Source organism: Rothia sp. HMSC065B04 (genome assembly GCF_001812285.1).
Classification (GTDB): domain Bacteria; phylum Actinomycetota; class Actinomycetes; order Actinomycetales; family Micrococcaceae; genus Rothia; species Rothia mucilaginosa.
Genome location: NZ_KV808407.1, coordinates 53,628 through 77,827, shown reverse-complemented (window position 1 = coordinate 77,827; position 24,200 = coordinate 53,628). Strand labels below are relative to the sequence as shown.

Below are 24,200 nucleotides of genomic sequence, written 5' to 3'. Positions count from 1 at the left end.
GTCCTCTGATGAATGGTCGCCCAGTCTTCACCCGAGCCTTGCACCCAGTTAACCTTCTGGTCAGATACCGTGCGATAGGCTAAGGATGTGCCTGCCGCCTCACCGGGGCGAGCACGATTCACCAACCACTACCGCACAAGGACGTACACACCATGAGCACAACCGAAGTAAGCAGCGAAACACAAAAAGGCAACGAAAGCCTAGAAACCTAGCAAGGAAAGCTAACTATCTACAAGAGGCAAACCGATGGAAATTAATTACAAGCGCCGCCAGAGAATAGCGCTCATTATTTCGTTCATCATTCTTTGGTACGTGTTCTTTGTTGTCCCTAAAGACTTACGTGATGACAGTGACGGTATCACCGCTACCTGCACCGTAACTAAGGCATATACGAGAGAGCGCGGCGGCACAGTAAGCGGTATGAACGATATTAGACCCAAAGGTATTTTTGAGACAGAAGAATGCGGTACTCTCACGATGATTGTTCCTCCGGAAGGTCGCAAGATTCCCGAGTATGTTGAGACCGTCAAGCCTGGCAAAAAATACCTATTCCATGTCGCAAATTCATCACCTAAAAAGGAACAGGATTTTGAGACGACCCGCTTTGAAGAAATTACAGAGTAACAACCTGCAGCCCAGAAAGAAGGTGAAGAGCAGTGAAAAAGAACTCCCCGAGGAAAAAGAACGTTTCAAAGAAAAGGAACACCTCAAAGAAAAAGAGTTACCCAGAGGCAAATTACATTACCGAAACTGGGGCTATAAAGAAGACCCGCAAAAAGAGGTACGTCAAGAAAAAGAAGAATAAAGTCGACTTCATAGAGTATCTTCGCGACATAGCAAAAGATGTATGGGATGCACGTGGCTCCATCATAACCGTAGTAGTCATTCTAGGGTTCTTCGCGTCCTTACATTTTATGACCAACTACAACCCGGGCAATGAATCCGCTATCTGCACTGTTACCTCCGTCGAAATCATTGAGCATGAGGACCCCTACTCAATCTCCGGTGAGTTCGAAACGGAAGAGTGCGGAATCATCACATCAAGCAAATCCCCTGATGGTATCCCCATCCGCAAATACCTCCAGAACTTTAAGACGGGCAAGAAATACAGGGCATACAAGTCCTTCTCTACCCGTAACGATGAATTCGACTTCAGCGTCCTCCGCTTTGAAGAGATCAAAGAGTAACCCCACCCCCCGCAGAAAGGATCCCACCGTGAGCTTTATCGGCGACTTTATCATCGGCTTTTTTGGAGAGGCCCTCGCCTCCTCACCGACCCTGCAGCGAGTATGCCTGTGGATTCTTTTCTCTATATCCATTCTTCTCATGCTTGTCCCCGTCATGACGGGTGAATACGCGTGGAGCATCCTATCCATCTCGATCATGCTGTTTTCGGTCGTGACGATTGACGGCACGCATGAGCAGTGCGTGAAAAACACCAAGAACGGCGGCGCGTACCATTACTTTCTGCTGACGGTGGGCACGTTCTGCGTTGCCGCAATTGCTCTGCTCGCTGCTCTCTCCCTGGCGGGTGTCCCGCAGGTTGCCCTCACCCCGCAGGCGGGCGGCATCAATTTCGCGCCCTGGTATGTGGCGGTGTCCGCGCTGGTTCTTCTGCTGTTCTTCTACAACGCCGCGGCGCCGAACGAGGAGATCCCTAACCTGCGACGCATGGAGCGCATCAACCGGTACGTACGCCTGGTGGTGCTGGGTGTGAGTGCCCTGATGGCGCTCTTCTGCCTGCTGATTCCGGTGGTTTCGTTCGCTACTGCCGGTTATGAGCCTGTGGGTGTTTCGGTGGTGCTGTGCCTGGTGCCGGTCTTCCTGATTTTTGTGCGCCGCTCCCTGTTCAAGCTGTGGGCGGCGACCTTTAAGGAGGGCGCTGCCGGGTACGGCGTGTTGCGTGGCTTCTGCGTCACCCTGGTGGGTTTGGGTGGATGCTTGGCGGCGGCCCGTCTTGCCGTGGATGTTGTGCAGTCTGGTAGCGGCTTGTCGCTGGTGTATGTGGTGCCGGTGATCGCCTCGTACCTGCTGGCGAAGAGGTACCTGACCGTGGGTGTTGCTATCCCCGAGAAGGAAGACGAGGAGGACCCGGAGGCGGAACCTGCAGCCAGCTAAACCGTGGAACCCCGTGGGCTGAGAGATGACCTCAGCCGCGGGGTTTTTCTATGTCAAACAGAGTTCGGTAAGTGCACTAGTTTGAAACGAAATGAAAAATACCTTTAACTATCACCTCAAGGTTGAATTGAATATCCTGATGAGGCACCGACTAGGAGGAAAAAATATCAACCTTCCCATATTGGACTGATAAAGTGGTACGGGGCTTTTTCTCTTTCCGGCTTTGCCCCTGACCCTTTCCACTCAGGTGGGCACTATACAGTGGCGTTTCAGACTTGCCGCTGTTATGTGTCTGCACGGTATATAACTCAACGAAAAGATCATCATGACCAACCACACCACAGCGCGTCAGCGTCTACTCCGCTTCCCTTTGATTTTGGGTGTCACGACGGCACTTATTTTCTCTTCCTGCTCCACGGGCACGAACAATAACAGTGCCCCTTCCGATAAGGGTACTGTTACTTCTCAGAGTCCCCGCCAGGTAGAGAACGCTACTAATGTTCTGCAGAACGTGAATATTCAGATGGGTCGTGATGGCGAGGTTTCGTCGATTGAGTCGACCAACATTTACGTCAATGACAAGGATCGTACGAGCTCCTCGAGCAATGTGCAGTTCAAGCCGAAGGACGTCGTTAATGACCTTCCTGTGCGTGTGAGCCTGCAGTATTCTACTGAGCGCGGTAGCGGCACTAACCTGAATGATTTGAACGGCTACAGCGGCGAAATCACGATTAAGGTTACGGTTGAGAACCTGACGGTGAAGACCGAGGATGTCACCTATGATGCGTCCGGTACTAGCCGTACTAGCCCTGCACCGGTTGGTACTCCGTTCTCTATTGCTGCTTCTACTGTTCTTTCGGGTTCTCCTACTCAGGTTATTACGACCCCTGATGCTGCTGATTCGTCGACGAATGGTGTGGTGAGCACCAACGATGAAGGTAAGGCTGTTGTTCAGTGGGGTGCTATTTCGGCACCTCCGGTCACTGCTAGTTCTTCTTCTTTTGTGTTGAAGGTTAAGGCGAAGGATTTTAGTGCGCCTACCTTCAATATTTCGGTGCAGCCTGGTTTTGCTTCTGATTTGTCTGGTGCGGGAATCATTACTAATGGTTTCACTTCTCAGGATGCGTCTCAGGTGGCGCTTCTGCAGCGCACTATTGATACCGTCAACGAGGTTAATACGACGCTGACTAGCGCTAGTTCGCAGGTTGCTCAGGTGCGTCAGAGCCTGGATGATACGTCTGCGACTTTGGGTAAGGACACTGCCGAGCATCTGAAGACTCAGAATGAATCGTTGACGAAGACTATGCAGGGTCTGCAGGCGAATATTGAGAGCCTGCAGAAGGATCTTTCTGAGGCTTCGCGTACTAATAATTCTCAGCTGATTTCTCAGTTGGAGCGTACTGTTGCTGCTCTTCACTCGATGCTGGGTGATACGACGGCTCGCCCCAATGTGTCTGTTTCGCATAGCGGCGGTCGTTGTGTTGTGCATCGTGAGGAGGGTGCGAGTAGCCGTAGCGTGTACGGTAATTTGGTTCAGCTGTCTGCTGTTCTGAATGCGTATGCGGAGGCAAGTTCGGACTGCCAGCAGGATCTTACGGCTTCGATTCGTGAGATTGTCGGCCCGGAACACCCGACCGCTGAGACTTGTTCTTCTAACGGTTCGGTGACCTGCGCCCTGTTCAGTGCGTCGGTGACGGTGCAGAGCTCTCTGATTGCACTGGTTGCTACTGGTGAGAAGATTGTGGATCACCTGCAGCCGGAGTATTTGAAGGGTGCGAACAACAACTATTCGGCATTGAAGCGTCAGATGGATGAGCTTGTTGAGCAGGTGGAGAAGGACCCGTCTTCTCTTGATGCTGATGCTGTGCGTTCTTTGAGTGAGAAGGTTAGTGCGGCTCGTCAGAGCGTGAATCAGATGAAGGAAACGTCGAGCCGTCTGATTGAGAGCATCAAGAACGTTCATTCTCGTGCGGCTTCTGCTCGTGCGGAGCTGGTGGACGGTTCTGGTTCTATGAGCGCTCAGAATAAGGAACTGGCGGAGCAGCTTTGTGCTCTGTCTACTGAGCGTGGCGGTTCTCTGTCTGCTGAGCAGGTGGAGCATCTGCGTGGATACCTGACGGCTTCTTCTTGTGGTGGCGCGGCTTCGCCGTCTGCTTCCCCGTCTTCTGAGGCGCCGTCTGAGGCTCCTAGCCCTGCACCGTCTGAGTCTGCTTCTGTGGCTCCTTCTGAGGAGCCGTCGAAGAAGGTTGAGGCTCCTTCCGCCGCTCCCTCTTCTGAGGCGCCTTCCGCCGAGCCTACTGCCACGGAAGGTAATACTCGCGTCATTACGGTGGAGAACGCGAACGAGCGTACCTACACTTCGAACACTCCGGCAGCACGTACTCCGATGGAGCAGCGTATTGCTGCCGCGGTAGCTGCGTGGGATGAGGTTCTTGCCGCTACTTCGATGGATGACCCCAAGGAGGGCCTGGCCCGCGATGCCAAGGACCTTAACGACGCTGTGAACGCGGTAGATGGTGCCCTGGGCGAGGTTGAGAAGACCCTGAACGATGCCGCAAACGCGCAGAACCAGGACGCGGAAAAGAAGGAAGAGCCTACTGAGGAGGCTAAGGTTTCTCTGCGTGATCGTATCCATTCAGCTTCGGATGCTGTCAACGCTTTGGGTAAGAACCTGGAGGATATGACGAACATGCAGGCTGACCTCTCCACCGCTATTAAGGAAGCGTTCAAGGAGTCTGCCAATGAGACTCGCGAGAGCCTGACGAGCATGATTAGCGAGGAGATTCGTAAGGTTTCGAGCGATGGTTCTTCTAGCGCTTCGGCTGCTAAGGAGGCGTTCTCCGCTTCGATTGCTGGCATTACTGATACCGCGAATACTGTGGTTCAGGTGGCTGGTGAGTCTATCGAGGTTCAGCACAAGGATATGAATGATCGTATTGAGGGCCTGCGTCAGTCTCTGGATTCGGTGACTGAGCGTTCTCTGGTTGCTCTGAGCACCCGCGCTGAGAACGCTACCCGAGATTTGGCTGGTGCATCCGTTCAGCTGAATAACGACCTGTCGAAGCTCATGCTCGATTTGGGCGATAGCAACGCTGAGGGCGCTGGCCTCTTGGGCGCGCTCAAGAGCAATAGCGCGAAGGCTGGTGCGGCTGATTACCAGCTTGCTTTGGCGATGCAGAATGCTCAGGGTTACACGAACCTCCGTTCTGAGGACATCGCTGCTCTGCAGAAGCGTCAGGCGCAGTTCAAGGCGTCCCTGCAGCGTCTGCGTTCGCTGCCGACCTTCCACCTGTCGAATGCTGGCAGTGCAGAGGTGAAGACGGTGTACACCTTCCAGATTGGTGATTAGCCGTGGGGTTTTCCCCTCATTTGGGCTCTGATTCAGGTCCTCACCGCCGCGAGGGCAGGCGGCTCACTCAGCGCACCGTGGTGTGGTGTGTCAGTCTGTGTGTGCTGTTTAGCCTTGCGGTGGTGGGGATCTGGTATGGCGTGCGCGCTGTGACTCCTCAGCCTTTGCCGCTTGGCACGGGTACGAACCCTGCGTCTGCGGTGACGGTTCAGCAGGCTATTTCTCTTCCTGCGTCTGGTCGTGAGCCTGTTATTGGTGTTGTTACTACTTTTGGTGATGATGCTGAGGGGTCTGCGTGGCGTCTGAATGCTCAGGGTGCTCGTGTTGCGCAGTACCGTCTGGCTTTGGGTAAGTCTTCTGTGAAGGTTCTTTATGCGAACGATAAGGGAACGGAGCAGGGTGCCCGTGAGGCGGTAGAGAAGCTCTCTTCTGAGGGTGCTCTGGGTATTGTGCTTGCTTCTCGGGGTGAGCATCTTCGGGGTGCTACGGCTGCCGCTAAGGAACGCAATGTTGCGGTGATTGAGGCGTATGACCGGGTAGATGCTGGCGATGGGGTATGGAGTTTTGCTCTGGACCCTGAGCAGGAGAAGCAGGTCTATACGACTGCTATTCGTTCGCTCGCCGGTGCATCCAGCACGGGTTCTTCGCAACAGCTTAATGGTGTGCGCACCATCCTGCTGGATGCGGGTGAGGGCTCTGCACCGGACCTTCCCTATACGAATCGCGTTCAGGTTTCTGCTGATGAAGACAGCATGAAAGACATTCTCAAGGAGCTGACGCGCCTTCTGGGGGACAAGTCTTCGGGCTCTTCTCCTGTTCTGGTTTTGACGGGTTCAGCGTCGACTCAGGCAAAGGTGCTTCGTTCTCTTCAGAGGGCGGGTATTACTTCTCCGGTGATTGCGGGTGAGGAAGCTTTGACGGAGCCTTTTATGCGTCTTCTTCTGGAGAACGGTGGTTCCTTGACTGACAATATTCGCGTTGTGGGGCGTGTGCAGGCACGTGCTGCGGCGTTGAGTGCTGATGATGCCGGTCGTGCTTCTTCGGCGTTTGTCTCAACGGTGGAGCGTATGAAGAACGATTCTTCGCTCAAGGATTTGTCAGGCGAACAATCGTTCTCGAAATCGGCAGCGTGGGCGGATGCTCCCGCCCATAACGCGCTCTTGGCTTTTGCGTATGCCACGAGCCAGGTTCGTGAATACACTCCCGAGGCGGTTCGACGGGTTCTAGGAACCCTTCGTTTGGACGCTAAAGATTCTACGGTCGCGTATCCGTTGGATTTCTCATCTTCTTACGCCGCGGGCGGGCAGGTTGGTCTTCTTTACCCGACCGCGGAAGCTTCGATGATTCAGGGCGGGTCTTCCTCGACGGATGCGGTGAATCCGCCGGTGTGGATGCTTCGCACGTTCACCTCAGAATCTCGCGACTAGCTTTTCCGAGCAAAGCCTAATCCGTACAGAGCCAGCCCATCACACCCCGGCTTTCGGGTATTACTTCTAGTCCGTCCACCAGCGGGGCTCACGATTTATCTATTTTGGAGAACACCTTATGCGCTTTTTCCTTGATCTTGAAGAGCATAACGGGAGCTATGAACTAGACTCCTGGCAGCCTGAGACGACCATCGCTGATCTCATCCAGGCGACCGGTGGCCCCTCCCTGCCCGCCGACGAGCCGCTGTATTGCGATAACCGCCCGGTGACGGCATCCTCCACCCTGGCGGAGGTCAAGCCGATGGAAGGTATGCGTATCTCTAGGGCACCGCTCTCCTACCCTTCCCTGGTGCAGGGCTGGAGCGTCTGCTTGAGCGGCGGTTCGACGGTTACCCTGCCGCGCCCTATCCCCTCTTCGCGTCCTCTGGTGGCGGGTCGTTCCCCGTACGCCGATATTGTGCTGCCCACGGCGAGCGCATCGTGGGAGCATCTGCACCTGCAGGTGGTGCATGATGAGTCGACAAACACTCAGAAGGTGCGCATCACTGACCCGGGTTCTACGAACGGTAGTTTTGTGGACGGTCAGAAAATCCCCGAGGAGGGTCTGACTGTTTCTGAGAGCACCACCATCCATGTTGGTGATTGTGTGCTGACTCTGCAGCCTGCTCCTCAGGAGAAGGCTGCGCCTCGCCCCGGTAGCGCCCCGAATGTGAGCGCGTCGGGTACTGCGCCGTTTAACCGTCCGCCGCGTCAGGGTGCGTTGAGCGCCCCGGAGAAGGTGGAGGCGCCTACCCGCAAGAACGTTTCTGACCCGCCAAAGTTCAATATTGCGATGGCGGTGGGCCCGATTATCATGGCGGCGGCAATGGTCGCCATTATGCAGGAGATTCGTTACGCCCTTTTCGCGATGCTCAGCCCCATTCTGAGTATTGGCATGTGGGTGGAGCAGAAACGTCGTCACGCTAAGGATAAGGTGAAGGAGCGTGTGCGTTTTGAGCAGGAAATGGAGAAGTTCAAGGAACGTATCGCTCTGAGTAACCGTGAGGAAATTGAGCGTCTTCACGACCTTGCCCCGGCACCAGATGCCGTTCAGCTGCGGGCGCTTCTTCCCGCGATGACGCTGTGGCGCCGCCGGAGCACCAGCCCTGACCTGTTGACTTTCCATGTGGGTACTGGGCATATTCATTGGGCTCCTGAGCTGACGAAGCCGAGCAATCCTGAGCCTGAGGTTCAGCATATTCTTGAGCACAATACCCTGTGGGATGCCCCGCTGGTTGCTGACCTGCGTGAGGGCGGCGCTATCGGTATTGTGGGTCCGCGTGAGCAGTCTCTTGCCCTGGCGCGTAGCCTGGTGTTGCAGGCGGCAACCCACACGGGTCCTGCTGATATGACGATTGCGGTCTGCGCTGATTCGGCGCGCTCGCAGGACTGGGTGTGGACGTCGTGGCTTCCGCATATCCGAATGGCGCAGAACCAGCAGATGCGTTGGTTTGCTTCTGGTAAGGAGCAGTCGGATCAGATGCTGCGCTCTCTATACAACGACATTGAGTCTCTTCCGACCCGCGGCCTGTGCGTGGTCGTTGATTCGGATACCCTCACTGAGGGCCGTGAGTCGCCGGCACGCGACCTTTTGGCGTACGGCGATGAAGTGCGTCTGATGGCGAATAAGACTGCTGCTGCGGGCGCTCGCCGTGTTGCCGGTATTGTGCTGGCTTCTTCTGTTGATCGCCTTCCTGCGTCGTGTACTTCGGTCGTGGAGATTGGTGAGGAGGCTTCTATGACCTATTCGGAGCCTCGCCGCCGTTACACGGTCACTGACGGTGTGCTCGCCGGTGTGAGCGCTGAGGATGCTCTTCATGTGGCGCGTACTTTGGCGCATCATGAGGACCCTGAGCGTCTGCTTCTGGGCGGCGGTTTGCCGCAGCTGGTAAAGCTGCCTGAGCTGGTTGGTTTGCCGACACCTCCGGGTGCTGAGGATATTGAGGCGTTTTGGTCGCAGGCTAATGGTTTCAGTACTGAGATTGGTGTGGGCGACTCTGGCGCGTTCACGCTGGATTTGGTGAAGGATGGTCCTCACGGTCTGGTGGGTGGTACCACTGGTTCGGGTAAGAGTGAGTTTTTGCGTTCGTTGGTGGCGGGTTTGGCTGCTCACCATGATCCGAGCCGTTTGAACTTTATTCTGGTTGACTTTAAGGGTGGTGCGGCGTTTAAGACGTGTGAGCGTCTGCCGCATACGATTGGTACTTTGAGCAACTTGGATGCTCAGTTGGCGCACCGCGCTATTGAGTCGTTGGAGGCGGAGATGGATCGTCGTCAGCGCCTGTTTGCGGCTGCTGGCGAGGGTGTGGACAACATTAAGGATTATTTGGCGACGAACCCGCCGGAGCCGATGCCTCGCTTGCTGCTGGTGATTGACGAGTTTGCGATGCTGGCGAAGGACTTCCCTGATGTCCTGTCGTCGCTGGTGAGTATTGGTGCGGTGGGTCGTACCCTGGGTGTGCACATGATTTTGGCGACTCAGCGTCCTGCTGGCGTGGTGAATGACGATATTCTGGCGAATACGAACTTGCGTGTGGCGTTGCGTGTGCAGAGCCGTGAGGATTCTTCGAACGTGATTGGTGTTCCGGATGCTTCGGAGATTTCGCGTTCGCAGATGGGTCGCGCCTATGTGAAGCTGGGCCAGAATGATATTTCGCCGGTGCAGACTGCCCTGATGACGGGTCAGAGTGGCACTGAGGTGGTGACTTCTCTGGAGGTTCGTGCCACCGATAGTATCGGTATTCCTCGTTCGGAGCGTGCACGCCCGAAGGTGTCGTCGAGTGATGCGAATGACCTGGATCTGCTGATTGATGCTGTTGTGGCGGCTCATGCGGCTCGTGGTGCGGTTGCTCCTCGTAAGGTGTGGCCTGAGCCGTTGGGTTCGTATGTTGATTTGGCTGATTTTGGTGTTCGCGGCTTTCCCGACCCGGATCTTCCCACTGTGGGTGGTGTCCGGGACGGTGTTCTGATGTGTACTTTGGGTGATGAGCCTGAGCTGCAGCGTCAGGTGCCTATGGGCTGGAATATTGAGATGAGCAACCTGCTGTTGGTGGGTGTTGCCGGTAGTGGTACGACCACGACGATTCAGTCGGTGGTGCTGGGTTTGGCTCAGCATTATTCGCCGGAGGACATCGATATTGTTCTGGTGGATATGGGCGCTGATGGTTTGTTGCCGTTGGGTTCTTTGCCGCATGTTGTTTCTGCTGTGGGTACCGGTCAGGGCGCTAGGGAACGTCAGGCTCGCTTCTTGCGTTTTGTGAAGTCGGAGCTTGATGCTCGCCGTGCTGACGCGTCACGCCGTAAGCCTCTTTTCATTGTTTTGGATGGTTTTGCGACGCTGCGTGATGAGTTCTCTGATGCGGTGAGCATGGATTTGTTGGCGAATTTTTACCGCGTGTATGCGGATGGTCCTGCTGTTGGTATTCACTGCGTGGTATCAACGAGCCGCGCGAAGAATATTCCCTCGCAGATTCTTGATGCTTCCTTGCAGACGTGGTTCTTCCAGCTGAGCGATGTCCACGATTATTCTTCGCATGGTATTCGCGGTACGAATGTTCCGGCTGCGGTTCCTGGGCGTTGTGTTGACCCGAAGCGTCTGCGTCAGATGCAGGTGGCTACTCCCGCTGTTGGCGTGGAGGAGGCTGTCTCTATGATTCGTGAGCGCTTCCCGCAGGCTCCTGCTAAGCGTGATGTGATTGGTCAGCTGCCGACGTGGGTTTCGTGGGAGAGCATGCCTGCTGCCGAGTTTTCTCCTAGCCTGTGGCGTATCCCTGTGGGTATTGCGGAGGCTACGTTGGAGGCGTGCGCTTTCGAGCTGTATGAGGGTGAGCACGCCATGGTTGCGGGTAATCCGCGTTCGGGTAAGTCTTCTCTGCTGGTTGCGTTTGCTCGCCTGGTTTCTCGGGCGAGGGCTGCGGCGGAGCAGGCGGTGTCTGCCGCGTTGGCGTCTGGTGATGCCACCGCGGCGGAGAACGCACGCATGGATGCCGCTGAGGTTCCGGAGGTTTGGGCTGTCTTCGATCAGCGTTCCGGTCTGGTGAATGCGCCGGAGGGCGTTTTTGACCGGGTGTTTGAGAGCAAGAATGCTTCTGCTCAGGTGCAGGCGGCTTTGCAGGATGCCGTGGGCCCGGTGCTGTTGCTGATTGATGACGGTGACCGTGTGGATGACCCGATGAACGTTTTTGATGCGATTGTGAAGGGTGACTTCCCGGACGTCCACATTATTGCTACGGGTAAGCCGACTGATTTGCGTCCTTTGTATAGCCATTGGACGAAGGCTATTCGCAAGTTCCGTACTGGTGCTGTGGTTCAGCCGAATGTTGATACGGATATGGACATGTTCGGTTCTATTCCGAGGCGCGCCCCGGTTCAGCTGAGCGTTGGTCGTGGCTACGCGTTCCTTGCCGGGTCGCCGGTTCTGGTGCAGCTGATGAGCCCTGAGGATTCTCAGCACCGTGGCGGGCTGTAGGGCTTGTTCGGCGTGTGGTGAGGTATGGTGTAACTTTACCGACTGTTTTGCTGTAGGGATCGCCCCGTCTGGGGCGTCTTCCTGCGTGTTGTGAAGTTGATGTTAAGGAGTTAGCCCGTGACTGTACCTGCTGGTTCGCCGCAGTACTCCGGCTCGGAGCGCCGTGATGCTCATCCTGCCTCGCAGGCTGCTGGTCAGCCTGCGGGGGGCTTGGTTGCGGGCGCTCCCCTTGGCTCTTCGTATCGTTTGCTGCGCCGGGTGGGTTCTGGTGCGGTCGGTGAGGTGTGGGCTGCTACGATGAGCGGCTCGTGGGCTCTGTATGCGGCGAAGGTTTTGCGTCCGGAGCTTGCGGAGAACCCTGTGGTTCTTGAGTCTTTTGTGCGTGAGCGTTCGGTGTTGTTGGCGTTGTCGCATCCTCATATTGTGCCGTTGACGGACATGGTGGTTGAGGGTGGCGTGCTGGCTCTGGTGATGGAGTTTCAGCATGGCGGTTCGTTGCGTCAGAAGCTGGATTCTGAGGGTCCGTTGCCGGTTCGTTTGGCGTTGAGTCTGATGGTGCAGGTTCTGAATGCGGTGGAGTTTGCTCACCGTCAGGGCGTGATGCATCTGGATATTAAGCCGGAGAATGTTCTGCTGAGCGGTGTTTTGGGGGAGTCTCTGGATCAGCAGGTTCGTGTGGCTGATTTCGGTATTGCTTCTTTTACTGGCTCTGCGGGTTCGGGGGCTTCTCGTTCGTTTTCTGGTACTCCGGGGTATATGGCTCCGGAGCGTTCTGCGCATGGTGTGGCTACTCCGGCGGTTGATGTTTATGCGTGCGCTGTGACTCTTCATGAGTTGTTGGTGGCGGCGCGTCCTCTTCCGGCGCGTGGTGGTGCGGTGCAGGTGTCGCCGCAGATTCCGGCTGAGGTGGCTGAGGTGCTTCACGGGATGTTGGCGGAGAACCCGGTTCAGCGTCCTGGTGCGGCTGAGGCTGCCGCTAAGTTGCGTCTTTTGGCTGAGGGTTTCGCGGCTGATACGGTGCTTCCTCGCTGGGTTGAGGTGTCTTCGGGTGCTGTGGGGTACACGCCTACGGTGGTTCACGGTGCTGAGCCTGCTGTTTCTGCGGCGCCTGGGCAGAATGTTACGGAGCTGTATGGTGCGGGCATGCCGTCGCTGGGTCAGGCGCAGAATGAGACGGTTATCCGGGCTCCTTTTGTGGTGGAGCAGCCGGTATATGTTCCTGATGAGGTTGTTGAGGATGAGGAGCCTGCCCGTTCGCCGTTGCGCCGCCCGCTGGTATGGGGCGCTATCCTGGGTTCTCTAATCCTTGTGGGTATGCTCGCTTTTGTGGGTTTGAGCGGCGGTAAGGGTGCGTCTAAGACGGCTGAGTCGTGGTCTGCTTCGAGCCGTAGTTCGGCGTCTTTGCCGAGTGGTTTGGGTACCCGTATTGAGGGTACGTATAACCCGCGGGATAAGAGTGCCCGCCTGACGTTTGAGTTTTCTTCGCAGAAGTCGGCTCTTCGGGGCGATATTTTGCAGGTGCTTCCCGGTGTTGAGGGTGGTTCGTGTGCTTCGGTGACGTGGGATGCGGGTCAGGCGTCTTCTGGGGTGTCGAAGAATCAGTCGAGTGTGACTGCGGTGGATGTTCCGTGTTCGTGGAATCTGTCTGGGGTGAGTATCCCGGCTAATGGTGTGGTGCAGGTTCGGGCGAATGTGTCTGCGGAGTTTAAGGATTCGCGTGCTTTTGAGGAGTGGGTGAACCGTATTGATTCTGAGACGTCGAAGGCTATTTCTGATCGGGAGGTTCGTTCGACGGCGTACCCGATTCAGCGTTTGCGTTCGATTGAGTTGCGGGTTCCCTCTCGTGTGGTGAATCAGAGTGTTTTGCCGGTGACGGTGGTTCCGGTGTGGCCGAGTGGTGCGGATGAGTTGAATCCGTTGATGGTTTTGCCGCGTACGGGTGAGTTTTCGACGCTGGTTCAGGCGATTTCTCCGGATGCTCAGTTGATTAGTTTTTCGGATGGTTGTTCGGGGCATGTGTTGGTGTCTGAGGATCAGCGGGTGGTGACGGCGCTGTCGGTGACTTCTAAGTGCCGCCTGAACGCGCAGATTGGTAATTTCACGAACTTGTCCAGCAGCGACTTCGCAATCATCACCCGCTAACGGTAGTGCTCAGGCGAGCAGCTCCTGGTATGCAGAAAGCCCCTGGGCTGAGAGGTAATCTCTCAGCCCAGGGGCTTTTATTATATAGGACTATTTATTGGTTTTGTATTCCTTATTCCTTGATTTCTTCAAAGCGGGTCGTAGTAAAATCCCGATCCTTTTTGTCGGATGAATTTAATACGTGGAACAGGTATTTTTTGCCAGGCTTGACGGTCTCAACATACTCGGGAATCTTGCGACCTTCCGGCGGTACATACATTGTGAGAGTGCCGCATTCTTCCGTCTCAAAAAGACCTTTTGGCGTGTTGTCAGTCATGCCACTTACAATTCCTCCACGCGGCACCCAATAGGCCTTGGTCACGGTACAGGTGGCAGTAATGCCATCACTGTCATCGCGTGATTGTTGAGGGAGAATGACAAGCATATATACAGCAATCATTAGCAGAATGAGCATCATTATTTTTTGACGAAGGCCATAATTAGCACCCATTGAATACCCTTACCATAATTCTTTAACAAAAGAGAAAATTATTAAATATCCCATTTATTTAAATCAATCTTATCGAAGAACTCTCCGGATTTTTCAAAAGCGTTTGAAATGCCAGATTTTGCATGAGATCCCGTCTTTTTTGCCGTGTTAATTATATCGGATCGAGCGCTTTTTGCTTCTTCTGGACTCATCTTTAAACTTCCCTTCAATGCGCCCTTATATAGGTCATTGACGAATCCTTTTTTAAGCTTTTCTTGAAGTTCTTCTCCTGATGTTAACTTACCCTGCACGCTTGCATCATAGTAATACTGATATGTATTTTTAACCATTCCAGCGCCAGCATCAATAAGAGTATCACGCATGATATTTACAGGTTCACGCAGGATATTAGTAGACCCGCGAACAATATTATCAAGGATACTATCAGACTTATTCAAGGAATTCAGATTCAGAGAAACCTGGTATGGCGATGGTGCTGTTTCAACTGGCAGCGCCAAATTCTTAAAGGGACTGCGTTTCGAATCATAGTATCCGGGGACTCCAAATCCAGCTTTTACTAATCCACCAGTCATGGCACCTAAAGTAGACGCAAAAGTGCCAGAGGTGAACATCCCTAAAGCGGTCATTGGATTTTTATCCTTCACATTATCATCCAGATAATATGAAACTGTGTTGTTTATACCACCAGAGACACCATCTTTCACCATATCTTCTAGAATTTTATCTTCGGTCAGCTCCTGTCCAAACTTGCGAGCATAAGGGGTAAGTGTAGACCTAATCGGAGCAGTAACCTCCGCAATTGGGGCGGTTACCTTTCCGGCCATTGCAGAGATGGCCTGTTTTGCCTTTGATACCTTCTCAACTGCTTGAGTGACCTTCGTCACCCCATCGGCTAGTCTCTTTAAATTGCCCAAACCGCCGGTTACCAAACCTGTTATGGCGCCAGCAACAGCTCCCTTCCAAGCTTCATTAACAGCCTTCGACCAGTCAACCTTTCCGCCGGAAGCTTTCTGCTCGATTACTGACATGCCAGCACCCATCAATGCACCTGATGCCGCACCGAATGCGGCACCACCCAGAGGTCCCAAGCCAGTACCAATAGCACCAACTACAACACCGGCAATAACCATCGCACCGCCAGCCACGTACTCCCAGTTGTTCCTAACCCAACCAGCGATACCAGAAGGTCTCGCTTGCTTCTCAAACTCCTCAATTGATACCGGCGACAAACCCCACGGATCCACCAAAGAAACCGGGTTACCACCCACCAGCGAGAACGGGTCAGCACCCCAACCAGCACCCACCGGCGCAGCCAAAGGATCAGGCGCAGTAAAGCGAGCCACACGCGAATCCACCACGCGGGCACCCAACACCTCAAAACCGGTAGAGCCCAGTACCACACCCGAAGCGGTAGAAACACCAACCAGCGAATCCGGCAACACCGGCGTAGCACCAGCAGAAGCACCCTGAGCAGAAGGCACAGCAGGCGCAGCAACACCCAAAGAAGCCCAACCATACGGATCCAACAGACCGGCACCAGAACCAGCACCAGGCACCAACGAACCCACAGAAGGCAACGACGAGCCGCCCACACCCAGCACACGCGGAACAAACGAATTCTCATCCCACACCAGCGGGTGCATCACCGAAGCAGCAAAACCAGCCACAGAACCAACACCAGCACCGGCACCAGTACCGGTTGAGGGTACACCAAACTCGGGTACACCAGCAGACGCACCACCGGCAGCAAGCACACGACCATCAGTAGAAGCACACAACAGGGAGAAGGACACAGCCGAATCCTCAGCAGAACCCCACGACGCCACCGAGCTCACAAACCCAGCCGCACCATAGGTCAACGACGAACCAGAACCATCCGAAGAAACCTGCAGAAGACGCGAATCATTACCGTCATACGAGAACACACTCGTCGAAACCGGCACCAGGGTAACGCCCTCAACCTCCACGGAATCCGGGCACTGCGGAAGCCACGCCTGAGCATCCTCAACAGCAGAGGCAAACTCAGCCGACTGGGAGTCGGCCTTCGCCTCATCCTGCACACCGTAGAGGCATACTGCGCGAACGCGGGCACCCTCATCAGTGACCAGCACCTTCACCCAAGCATTCTGCGGCTGGGCGCTATCAAAGTACTCAACACACACCAGCGCGCCAGCAGCATCATAGGTCCAACGCAGAGTCTCAGTACCGCGAACGGCAGAAGAGAGCATCTGCGCGTCAGTGTAGGTGTACATGACCAGACCAGCAGGCGAATCCACACCGCTAATACGACCCAAATCATCACGAATAATCTCAGTGTGCAGAGCCTCAGAAGAGTCTGCCTCAGCGGGCTGCTCGGTCACAGAGGTCATGTGCGCACCACGGTAACCAAACTCACGAACCCAAGTACCCGCCAAATCAGACACCTGCGCACGCACCAGCGCATCTACCGCGTTGTACTCGAAAGAAGACTCCACGCGAGACTCAGAGGTAACGGCGGTTCCATCCAGACGGTACGCGGTAATGTCAGTCTGCTTGACCATGCGGCCAGCAGCATCATACACATAAGCGCTCGAACCCAGAGGGTGCACAAACTCAGTACGCAGACCATCAGCATCGTAATCGTAGGACAGCTCATAGCCGCCAGTCTCGTCCATGTACGCGGTGCGGAAAGACTCCGGAATCTGAGCACCAAACTCACGGCGCTGACGAACCAGACGACCCAAACGGTCATAAGACTCAACCGTCACTACGGGAGCACCAAACGCATCAACGCCCGCGTGATCATAAGTCGTCATCGTACGGCGCGCAGAATCACGCTCCATACGGTACAACAGAGAGCCATTCACCGAATGGGAGCAGGGAACACCGTCACGGTCATAACCGAAGGAATGTACAGCACCATTACCGTCAGTGCTGGTCAGCAGACGACCGGCAGCATCATAGGTAGAGGTAGTGCGCACACCCAGCGGATTGGTTGCCGCCAGAACATTGCCCATCAGGTCATACTCGTAGCTGGTAATACGACCGGCAGGGTCCATCACGGAGATAACGTTACCCGCCTCGTCATAACGGTAATGGGTCACGCCACCAGCACCATTAGTCACCGCAACCACCTGAGAAGCGGCATCATAGGTGAACGAACGAGTACCCCACTTGTTATCGCGGATGCTCTTCACACGGCTACAAGAATCCCAGGTGTAGAACACCGGAGAAGCCACACCAGAACCGGTAATGGACAGCACACGACCGCACGCGTCATAGCGAACGCGCGCCTCAGATCCGTCACCGTACACCTGGCGAATCAGTCGGGAATCAGCGTCGTACTCGTAACGAGTCACAGACTGCTCAGGAGTACCGGCAGCCTCATAGGTTGCAGCCAGTCGACCGCACGCATCGTAGCTGTACTCGGTCACACGGCCCGCAGGGGAAACCATGCGCACCATCTGGTTAGAGCCGTTGTACTCGTAGCGGCTCAGACCGCCCTCAGCGTCCAGTACCTGCACGGGGTTACCCGCGCCGTCATAAACCATCGTGGAGACAGTCGGGTCGTCAGCATCTGCACTAACCTGCGGGCCAGAATCCTCGGAGAGAACCTCGGTACGCACCGGGCGGCCCAGGTGGTCACACGAGATACGCACGCGGTCAACACCATCATTGGTGGTGAAGGTCTTGCGCGAGGAGTCGACGGAAGTACGTACACTCACGCCGGTCGGGTCAATCAACGCAGTCAGGGTGCTTGCGGCATCATACTCGCGAGTCCATACACCACCGGCAGGGTCAATGGTGCGAACCAGGCGCATCAAACCATCGTAGGCGTAGCTGAACTGCGCGCCACCCGGCAGGGTAATGCGGTCAATATTGCCGTTCGTGTCAAAGGAACGCTCCATGCGGCGACCCAGGGGATCTACCACGGCAATAATGTCACCGCTCGGACCGTACTCATACTCGGTACGGGCACCTGCAGGATCCACCGACGCCACCAGGCGACCACCAGCAGCGTACTCAAAACGCCAGCGGGAACCATCCGGATCCTGACGGCACACCATGTGACCAGCAGAATCATAGGTGAACTCAGTCTCCAGCCCAAGAGCAGAAATAATCTTTACCAGGTGACCCGCAGCAGAGTACTCACAACGGGTCAGCTGCTGCTCAGCATTACGAATACCGGTCAGCAGACCAAAATCGTCATACTCCAAGGAAACAGTAACACCCTCAGGGCTCACCACACGCTGCAGCAGGCCGTCAGACCACTCAAAACGGGTCACATGACCGTTACCATCAGTCATGGAAGAAGGGTTACGCTCAAAATCGTTGGCGTACTCGTAAGTCACCGTAGTCATCGGGCTTACGGCAGGGCTCTGGGCAGACTTCTGCCCCGAAGCAGTCTCATCGAGAGTGCGACCCTGAGCCTCAGCCTCCAGACGGGCACGACGAGCCAAACGGGCGGCACGGCGGGCACGCGGATCCGTCTCAATAGCGCTCATTGCCACGGAGACTACGCGGTCATGCTCGTCATATGCGAAGAGGGTTTCAGTACCCTCATCGGTAACCTCGCGAATAATGCGGCCGCGCTCATCGCTACAGCGGGTAATGCGAGAACCATCGCGGTCCACTACACTCACACGGTTGCCAAAGTCGTCGTAGGCATAGCTAGCACGCCCGCCTTCTGCGTCAACAATACCGGTCAGGCGTGCGTACTGGTCACTAATCCACAGATTCGTGTAAGAGGCATCCTCATTCGAAACGTCAGTAATGCCGTTCGGCAGGTAGCGGTAGCGAACACGACGACCATATTCGGTGTCTTGTTCGGTAATACGACCGGTCGGGTCATAGTAGTTCGTCACCTCAACAGTGCCGGCACTAGCCACCACACGGTAAATCAGGTCGGCAGCGTCATGTTCATAACGGCGGGTACCAGCATCACCATGCACAGCACACAGGTGAGTACGACCATCAAGGGTGACGTACTCGTAACGCACCGACTGACCGCGTGAAGAATGAATAGCGCCGACAAAGCCACCTTCGGTGTACTCCACGTCGATACGGGCACCGTGCTGATGCACGATAGCACCAACGCGACTCTCCTCATCGCGCAGGTATGCGACAGCAGTACCTGCTCCAGCGCTCATACCCAGGTAAACACCGGTGAGGCTAAAAATGTGCTGAGTTCCAGAGTTGTCGGAGATACGCAGCAGGGACGAAGCTTCATAGCCCGTAGCGTGCAAAATATAGCGCAGGGAGGGGTCAGCAATAGAACCCTCTTCACCCATCAGCTGGGTGAGGGGCAGCTCTTCAAGCCACCATGCTTCACGGGGAGCACGAGCATAGCCGTGGGTGCCGTCCTCACGAATCATTCGGTCGAAGGTAACCTCACGACCGTCAGCCATCGTCCAGACAGCATTCTCAGCATTCAGCTGCACACGGCTCTCAATATTTGAGGACCAACCAGCACCGAACACACCGGATACAGCGTGCTGACCGAACACAGCCACACTGTTGTACATGCGAGTTACAGAACAAGCAGAAACCACACCGGCAAACGCCATATCGGTCTCTTCTTCAATGAAGTTACCGGTCGCGACGTTCACAGGGTCATTCACATAACCGCTGGTAGTAGGCTTACCCACAACAGCAGGCGCCAGAATTTGCAACTCGTGACGCTCAGTGCTAACACCAGATGCACTGATTGCACCTTCCAGAGTTGAATTGGCAACGGTAACAATCTGGCTCGAGCTACCGTACAGTTCAAAAGTATCGGCTACGATGCCCAGCCACGTCTTATCGTTGGCGTTCGACCTGTTCCACGCTTCAAACGTGCGGATGAGATTTTCAGCGTCGATGGTTCCCCACTGGCACTTAGCCGCAAATTCAGAAGCAAGGTTACGGAGCTTACCGGGCTCAGCGTCAAAGCTAGTGCCAAGGTTTGCCAAAGTATTAGAGAGGGCACGCACGGTTGAAGGGCGCGCCGAAGAAACAGTCATGCCCCCCGAACGAGTTTCAGTACTCTCGCGCTGGCCTGGGGAAGTGGTGTCAATCGTAGTATCCGGAATGTACGACACGGGACTCGGGGCTCCGTCTCCAAAAATACTATCCCACCACTTGTAGAATTCGCGCCAGTCACCCTTAAACTTTTCCTCATAATCACGCATGAGTTTACGGTTCCGCTTTTCTATTTGGGCAGCCTCTTTAAGGCGGTCCACCACATCAGCCAGCTGGCGGAAGACGTTAGCGATATTACGACCATCACTAATAGTGGTATCAATATTCGCTGCCGCGATATCGGCATAGTGACCTACGAAGTCCTCCAAAGCAGTCGTCAGCGAGTTCTTAAGAGGAGGTAGTGCGCTGTCAATATTCTGCGCAACGGTGCGACAAGCGCCAGCAAGGGCATCCGACGTAGCATCATCGTACTTGACTTCTTCAGTATTCAGATTCATGCTCTGTTGTCTTTCGGTGTGGTTAGTACGGAAGTGTGGTGATTAAACAAGTCTATGCAGGCATGCTGCCATGCCTGGGAATAACGTGTACTCAAGCCAATTAGCAGAAAACGCCGCCTACCGCTCACCGCCCCGTAGCCGGGGAGCGGGGCGGTAAACGGCGTTTACCAGGGAAGGCTTAGGAGCCGCCACCTGCCTGGAAGATATCGGTAGAAATCTGGTTGAGCTGCTCGCGCAGGTCGGTCAGTTCCTGAGTCAGGTTACGCAGGGTGTTTTCTACACCGGGCCAGGTGTCATTGCGGAAACGCTCAGCCAGGGGGCCGTCCCAGTTGTTGGGGTCCTTCAGCTGGTTACCCTGCTGGTTGAGGTTGTTGATTTCGTTCTGCAGACCGCCATTGATGATGTTCTGGAGAGCAGTAATGGCATCCTTGGCTGCCTGCGATGAGAGTACGCGATCGGACACGATGTTCCTCTTTCGTCGTTGAGTTGCCGGAAGATGTGCATTAGATACGCGAATATCAAATACGCACCGTTAGTGCTTTGCACCACTCCGAACATTACACTATTTCGCGGCAAAGCGCATCCTCCACACCCTGTTGTGAGAAAAATTTCTCATAGTAGACATTGCACAACAGTGCGTGCATATACATTTATCTACTCTCATCAAGGGATTTCTCCCGCTACGGTATCCTTAGGAAATGCCAGCCCACTCGGGGTGGCACCCTATCAATAGAATCACCAACCACATACGAAATGAGGACTTTCATGTCTGAAAACACCCCGCAGTCGGCTGCACCGCAGCAGCCGCAGTTCACCCAGCAGGCACCCGCCGCACAGCCCGCATACGGCGCACCCGTTGAGGCACCGAAAAAGAAGAAGTGGGCGGCAGTAACCGCACTGGTCCTGGGCATTATCTCCGCCCTGACCGGCATTCTTGTCCTGGGCGCATTCACCGCAATCCCGACCGTTATTTTCGCGATTATTGCCCTAGTCATGGTCAAGCGCGGCACCGGCAAGGGCAAGGTCATGGCTATCATTTCGCTCGTGCTGGTCGCGGTTGCGATGGTCACCTTCGTTCTGGGTAACAATGTGCGCGCTCAGAAGCGTGCGGAGCGTGAGCAGATGGCTCGCGAAGCGATTCAGAAGTGTGAGAGCAAGGAATTTGTGGGCGCCTACTACACCGAGAAGGACGGTAAGCGTTACTGCGCATACGGCGGCTGGCTCTACCCTGTAGACAACGACAAGTAGACCGACCGACCGTCTGGTTTATTGACCGATGATGTGATGGATGGGGGCGTTCGCGTGTGCGGCAGTCGCCGTGCCTGCGAGCGCCCCTCAACCGTATCTTCTGGAGGCGCCGCCGCCTAGTTTGGGTGGGGCGCGTGCTCTTCCTATTCACCAACCACACGAAACGAGAACCCACCATGCGCACTTTCCTGGTTATTTTCTGGGGTGCCGTCGCTTTACTTACAACAGTGGCGACGTTTTATGTCCTCATCAATTACGAGGTGCAACGTTGGAAAGATAAAAAGCGATGGCGTGAGGGTATTTATATCCGACGGGTTACTCGGCTCGAAGCTTTATGCCTGATATTTGTTCCCGTCCCGTCCGTGCTAATGGCTTTCTTACATGTTTATGTTGAAGAAGAATTCGGCACAGGCAATGAAATACTCTACCTATGCTTGTCACTTGCAGTCCTTCCGCTGTTGCGGTACGTGCATGTTGCCTACGTGAAGACCTCCGCCGACGGCATCGAGCAACGCATCTGGTTATCCAACCCGACCCGTTACCCTTTCAACGCGATCAACCGCGTCGTGTTCTACAAAGCAGCAAAATATGAAGACGAGGACATGGTGGGGTTCTACGCCAAGTCAGGCACCCAGATTGCCCTGTTTAGCCCGTTGCCTCATAAAAATTACCGGCTCATGGCGATTGTACGGTTCAGGATTGAAAACGAACGCTGGCCCGACATGGACAACCCGGATGACGTAGCTCAGGTGGACCGTTTGGATTGTGCCGCGAAGACGATGCGCTACTTTGAGAATTTGGGGAAGGTTACTGGCCTTGCCGATGTCTACATGTAACCCTCCCAATAAGCACCGGCTACCTCCCCCCTACATCCGAAGAGTCGCAACCGGCACGAACACCACCACCACCGCGAAAGAGGAGCACGCATCATGCACACCTTTTTCCTCCTGCTCTGGGGCATCTGCACCCTCGCATCAATCATCGGCGCCATCCTTGTCGTTGTCCTGCATAATAGGCACCTGCGCCAGGATATGAAGCTCCGCGACGAGGGCATCTACATTACGCGCGTGCCCCGCCGCGAAGCGCTCGTATGCCTTCTCACGCCCATACTCCCGGCAGGTTTCTTCGCGCTCTACCTCTACACGCAGGTAGAGCTCGGTATCCTCTTCAACCTGCTGGCGTTCATCATGCTGCTCTTCTTCCCCTACCACTTTCTGCACGTTCACCTGGTGTACACGAAAATCACGCCAGATGATGTGGAGCAGAAGCTCTCACCGTTCGCCACCGTGACCTCCTACCCGATTAGGGCTATCGACCAGGTTTTCTACTTCCAAGGTGAGGCGGAGGAAGTATTGGAATGGACCGGGGTAGGATCTGACAAGGCCACCTTCTACACCAAGAAAGGCAAGGAAATCGCCAAGCTAGACCCCGTTGGCAAGAACCACCGGCTGCTGGCAATCGTACGGTTCCGGCTTGAGTTTGACCGCTGGCCCGATATGCGGGACCCGCAGGATCTGGCGTATGTTGATACGTGGGATAGCCTCGAGTGGACCCGACCCCTGTTTAGGAAGCTGTACAGAAGACGCAACAAAATCACCGGCCTAGCGGATATCAAGATGTAGCGCCGCACGGCAGCCGATACGATAGACCCAAACGCCGAACCCTATTCACCAACCACACGAAACGAGAACCAACCATGCGTATTTTCCTCATCATCATATGGGGCGTTATGGCCTTCATCTCGGTAACCGGGACGCTCTACATCATCATCAATTACGAGATTCAGCGCTGGAAGGATATGGAGCGCCGCCGCCAAGGCGCGTACATCCGGCGAGTCAATCAGGCAGAGGCTCTCCTGACAATATTTACTCCTGGATTTCCGTGCCTCTATCTCTTTGCTCATCTTATAGACGAGGGGTCTCCAGGTGCCTTTTATGAACTCCTTGGGATATTTCTGTCAATCGGATTCATGATGTATGCCTGGTATGTGCATGTTGCCTATGTGAAGATCTCCCCTGAAGGTATTGAGCAGCGCATGTGGTCAGCACGCACGACCGTCTATCCCTTCAACGCTATTGACGGCATTGAATACTATGAGGCAACCTCTACAGACGACCAGGATCTTGTGTCTTTCTACAGTAAATCCGGAAAACTAATTGCCGCCTTCTGCCCGATTATTCACAAGAATTATCGTCTAATGGCGATTGTGCGGTTCAGGATTGATAATGACCGCTGGCCTGATATGAATAATCCGAGTGATATTGCTCGGGTGGATGCTCTAGATAGTGGCCCTGATACAGTCCCGTACTTCAGGGAAAAAGAGAAAGTCACCGGCCTCGCCGACGTCTACATGTAACCAACCACCACACTAGGACACCCCATGCTCAGGAAATTCCTTGCCGAAACCGTCACCAACGGCTCCATAGGACTCAACCGCCCCAAAGGCTATATTCCTCTGGGACAGCGGCAGAAAAAGCCGCTG

Annotated in this window: 14 protein-coding genes; 11 read left to right on the top strand and 3 right to left on the bottom strand. The window is 55.0% G+C overall.

The features are described from left to right. The first annotated feature begins 246 nt into the window (after positions 1-246). The 7 genes from HMPREF2845_RS03375 to HMPREF2845_RS03345 all read left to right on the top strand — a co-directional run bounded on the left by HMPREF2845_RS03375 (position 247) and on the right by HMPREF2845_RS03345 (position 13,543). The gene (locus HMPREF2845_RS03375) at positions 247-624 is read left to right on the top strand and encodes a hypothetical protein (protein WP_052265084.1); all 378 of its coding nucleotides are present in this window, start codon (positions 247-249) and stop codon (positions 622-624) included. 32 nt (positions 625-656) lie between these two features. Next, positions 657-1,187, top strand: a complete 531-nt coding sequence (locus HMPREF2845_RS03370) for a hypothetical protein (protein ID WP_044150872.1) — start codon at positions 657-659, stop codon at positions 1,185-1,187. Positions 1,188-1,215: 28 nt separating this feature from the next. Then, positions 1,216-2,118, top strand: a complete 903-nt coding sequence (locus tag HMPREF2845_RS03365; protein WP_070633900.1) for a hypothetical protein — start codon at positions 1,216-1,218, stop codon at positions 2,116-2,118. Between the two features lie 325 nt (positions 2,119-2,443). After that, positions 2,444-5,467 carry a chitinase gene (locus HMPREF2845_RS03360; RefSeq protein WP_070633899.1) on the top strand — a complete coding sequence of 1,008 codons (3,024 nt, stop codon included), beginning with the start codon at positions 2,444-2,446 and terminating at the stop codon, positions 5,465-5,467. Positions 5,468-5,616: 149 nt separating this feature from the next. Next, positions 5,617-6,894: a type 1 periplasmic-binding domain-containing protein gene (locus HMPREF2845_RS03355; RefSeq protein WP_246824591.1), complete on the top strand. Its 1,278-nt coding sequence runs from the start codon at positions 5,617-5,619 to the stop codon at positions 6,892-6,894. Between the two features lie 118 nt (positions 6,895-7,012). After that, positions 7,013-11,401, top strand: coding sequence for an FtsK/SpoIIIE domain-containing protein (locus HMPREF2845_RS03350; RefSeq protein ID WP_070633897.1), 4,389 nt, complete (start codon positions 7,013-7,015; stop codon positions 11,399-11,401). Positions 11,402-11,518: 117 nt separating this feature from the next. After that, positions 11,519-13,543, top strand: coding sequence for a serine/threonine-protein kinase (locus tag HMPREF2845_RS03345; protein ID WP_070633896.1), 2,025 nt, complete (start codon positions 11,519-11,521; stop codon positions 13,541-13,543). 112 nt (positions 13,544-13,655) lie between these two features. Here the strand turns inward: HMPREF2845_RS03345 and HMPREF2845_RS03340 are convergent, their stop codons facing one another. The 3 genes from HMPREF2845_RS03340 to HMPREF2845_RS03330 form a co-directional block, all read right to left on the bottom strand. Beyond that, positions 13,656-14,033 (bottom strand): hypothetical protein, encoded by a 378-nt coding sequence (locus HMPREF2845_RS03340; RefSeq protein WP_052265085.1) that lies wholly within the window; start codon positions 14,031-14,033, stop codon positions 13,656-13,658. Positions 14,034-14,074: 41 nt separating this feature from the next. Beyond that, the gene (locus tag HMPREF2845_RS03335; protein ID WP_070633895.1) at positions 14,075-20,470 is read right to left on the bottom strand and encodes a DUF6531 domain-containing protein; all 6,396 of its coding nucleotides are present in this window, start codon (positions 20,468-20,470) and stop codon (positions 14,075-14,077) included. 178 nt (positions 20,471-20,648) lie between these two features. Then, a complete protein-coding gene (locus HMPREF2845_RS03330) occupies positions 20,649-20,933 on the bottom strand; it encodes a pyrophosphorylase (protein ID WP_005507345.1) in 285 nt (94 codons plus the stop codon). 302 nt (positions 20,934-21,235) lie between these two features. Between HMPREF2845_RS03330 and HMPREF2845_RS03325 the strand changes: the two genes are divergently transcribed. The 4 genes from HMPREF2845_RS03325 (at position 21,236) to HMPREF2845_RS03310 (ending at position 24,074) form a co-directional block, all read left to right on the top strand. Continuing rightward, complete coding sequence (locus HMPREF2845_RS03325; RefSeq protein ID WP_070633894.1) at positions 21,236-21,718, top strand: DUF4190 domain-containing protein; 483 nt, start codon at positions 21,236-21,238, stop codon at positions 21,716-21,718. Between the two features lie 176 nt (positions 21,719-21,894). Further along, positions 21,895-22,554 carry a hypothetical protein gene (locus HMPREF2845_RS03320; RefSeq protein ID WP_070633893.1) on the top strand — a complete coding sequence of 220 codons (660 nt, stop codon included), beginning with the start codon at positions 21,895-21,897 and terminating at the stop codon, positions 22,552-22,554. A gap of 93 nt (positions 22,555-22,647) precedes the next feature. After that, complete coding sequence (locus tag HMPREF2845_RS03315; RefSeq protein WP_070598854.1) at positions 22,648-23,340, top strand: hypothetical protein; 693 nt, start codon at positions 22,648-22,650, stop codon at positions 23,338-23,340. A gap of 74 nt (positions 23,341-23,414) precedes the next feature. After that, positions 23,415-24,074: a hypothetical protein gene (locus tag HMPREF2845_RS03310; protein WP_070633892.1), complete on the top strand. Its 660-nt coding sequence runs from the start codon at positions 23,415-23,417 to the stop codon at positions 24,072-24,074. Positions 24,075-24,200: the final 126 nt, after the last annotated feature.

Bases quoted from the DNA above. Each gene is read 5' to 3' on its own strand.
- HMPREF2845_RS03340 (WP_052265085.1), bottom strand. From the start codon at position 14,033: ATGGGTGCTAATTATGGCCTTCGTCAAAAAATAATGATGCTCATTCTG.
- HMPREF2845_RS03350 (WP_070633897.1), top strand. From the start codon at position 7,013: ATGCGCTTTTTCCTTGATCTTGAAGAGCATAACGGGAGCTATGAACTA.
- HMPREF2845_RS03310 (WP_070633892.1), top strand. From the start codon at position 23,415: ATGCGTATTTTCCTCATCATCATATGGGGCGTTATGGCCTTCATCTCG.
- HMPREF2845_RS03375 (WP_052265084.1), top strand. From the start codon at position 247: ATGGAAATTAATTACAAGCGCCGCCAGAGAATAGCGCTCATTATTTCG.
- HMPREF2845_RS03335 (WP_070633895.1), bottom strand. From the start codon at position 20,470: ATGAATCTGAATACTGAAGAAGTCAAGTACGATGATGCTACGTCGGAT.
- HMPREF2845_RS03320 (WP_070633893.1), top strand. From the start codon at position 21,895: ATGCGCACTTTCCTGGTTATTTTCTGGGGTGCCGTCGCTTTACTTACA.
- HMPREF2845_RS03315 (WP_070598854.1), top strand. From the start codon at position 22,648: ATGCACACCTTTTTCCTCCTGCTCTGGGGCATCTGCACCCTCGCATCA.
- HMPREF2845_RS03325 (WP_070633894.1), top strand. From the start codon at position 21,236: ATGTCTGAAAACACCCCGCAGTCGGCTGCACCGCAGCAGCCGCAGTTC.
- HMPREF2845_RS03360 (WP_070633899.1), top strand. From the start codon at position 2,444: ATGACCAACCACACCACAGCGCGTCAGCGTCTACTCCGCTTCCCTTTG.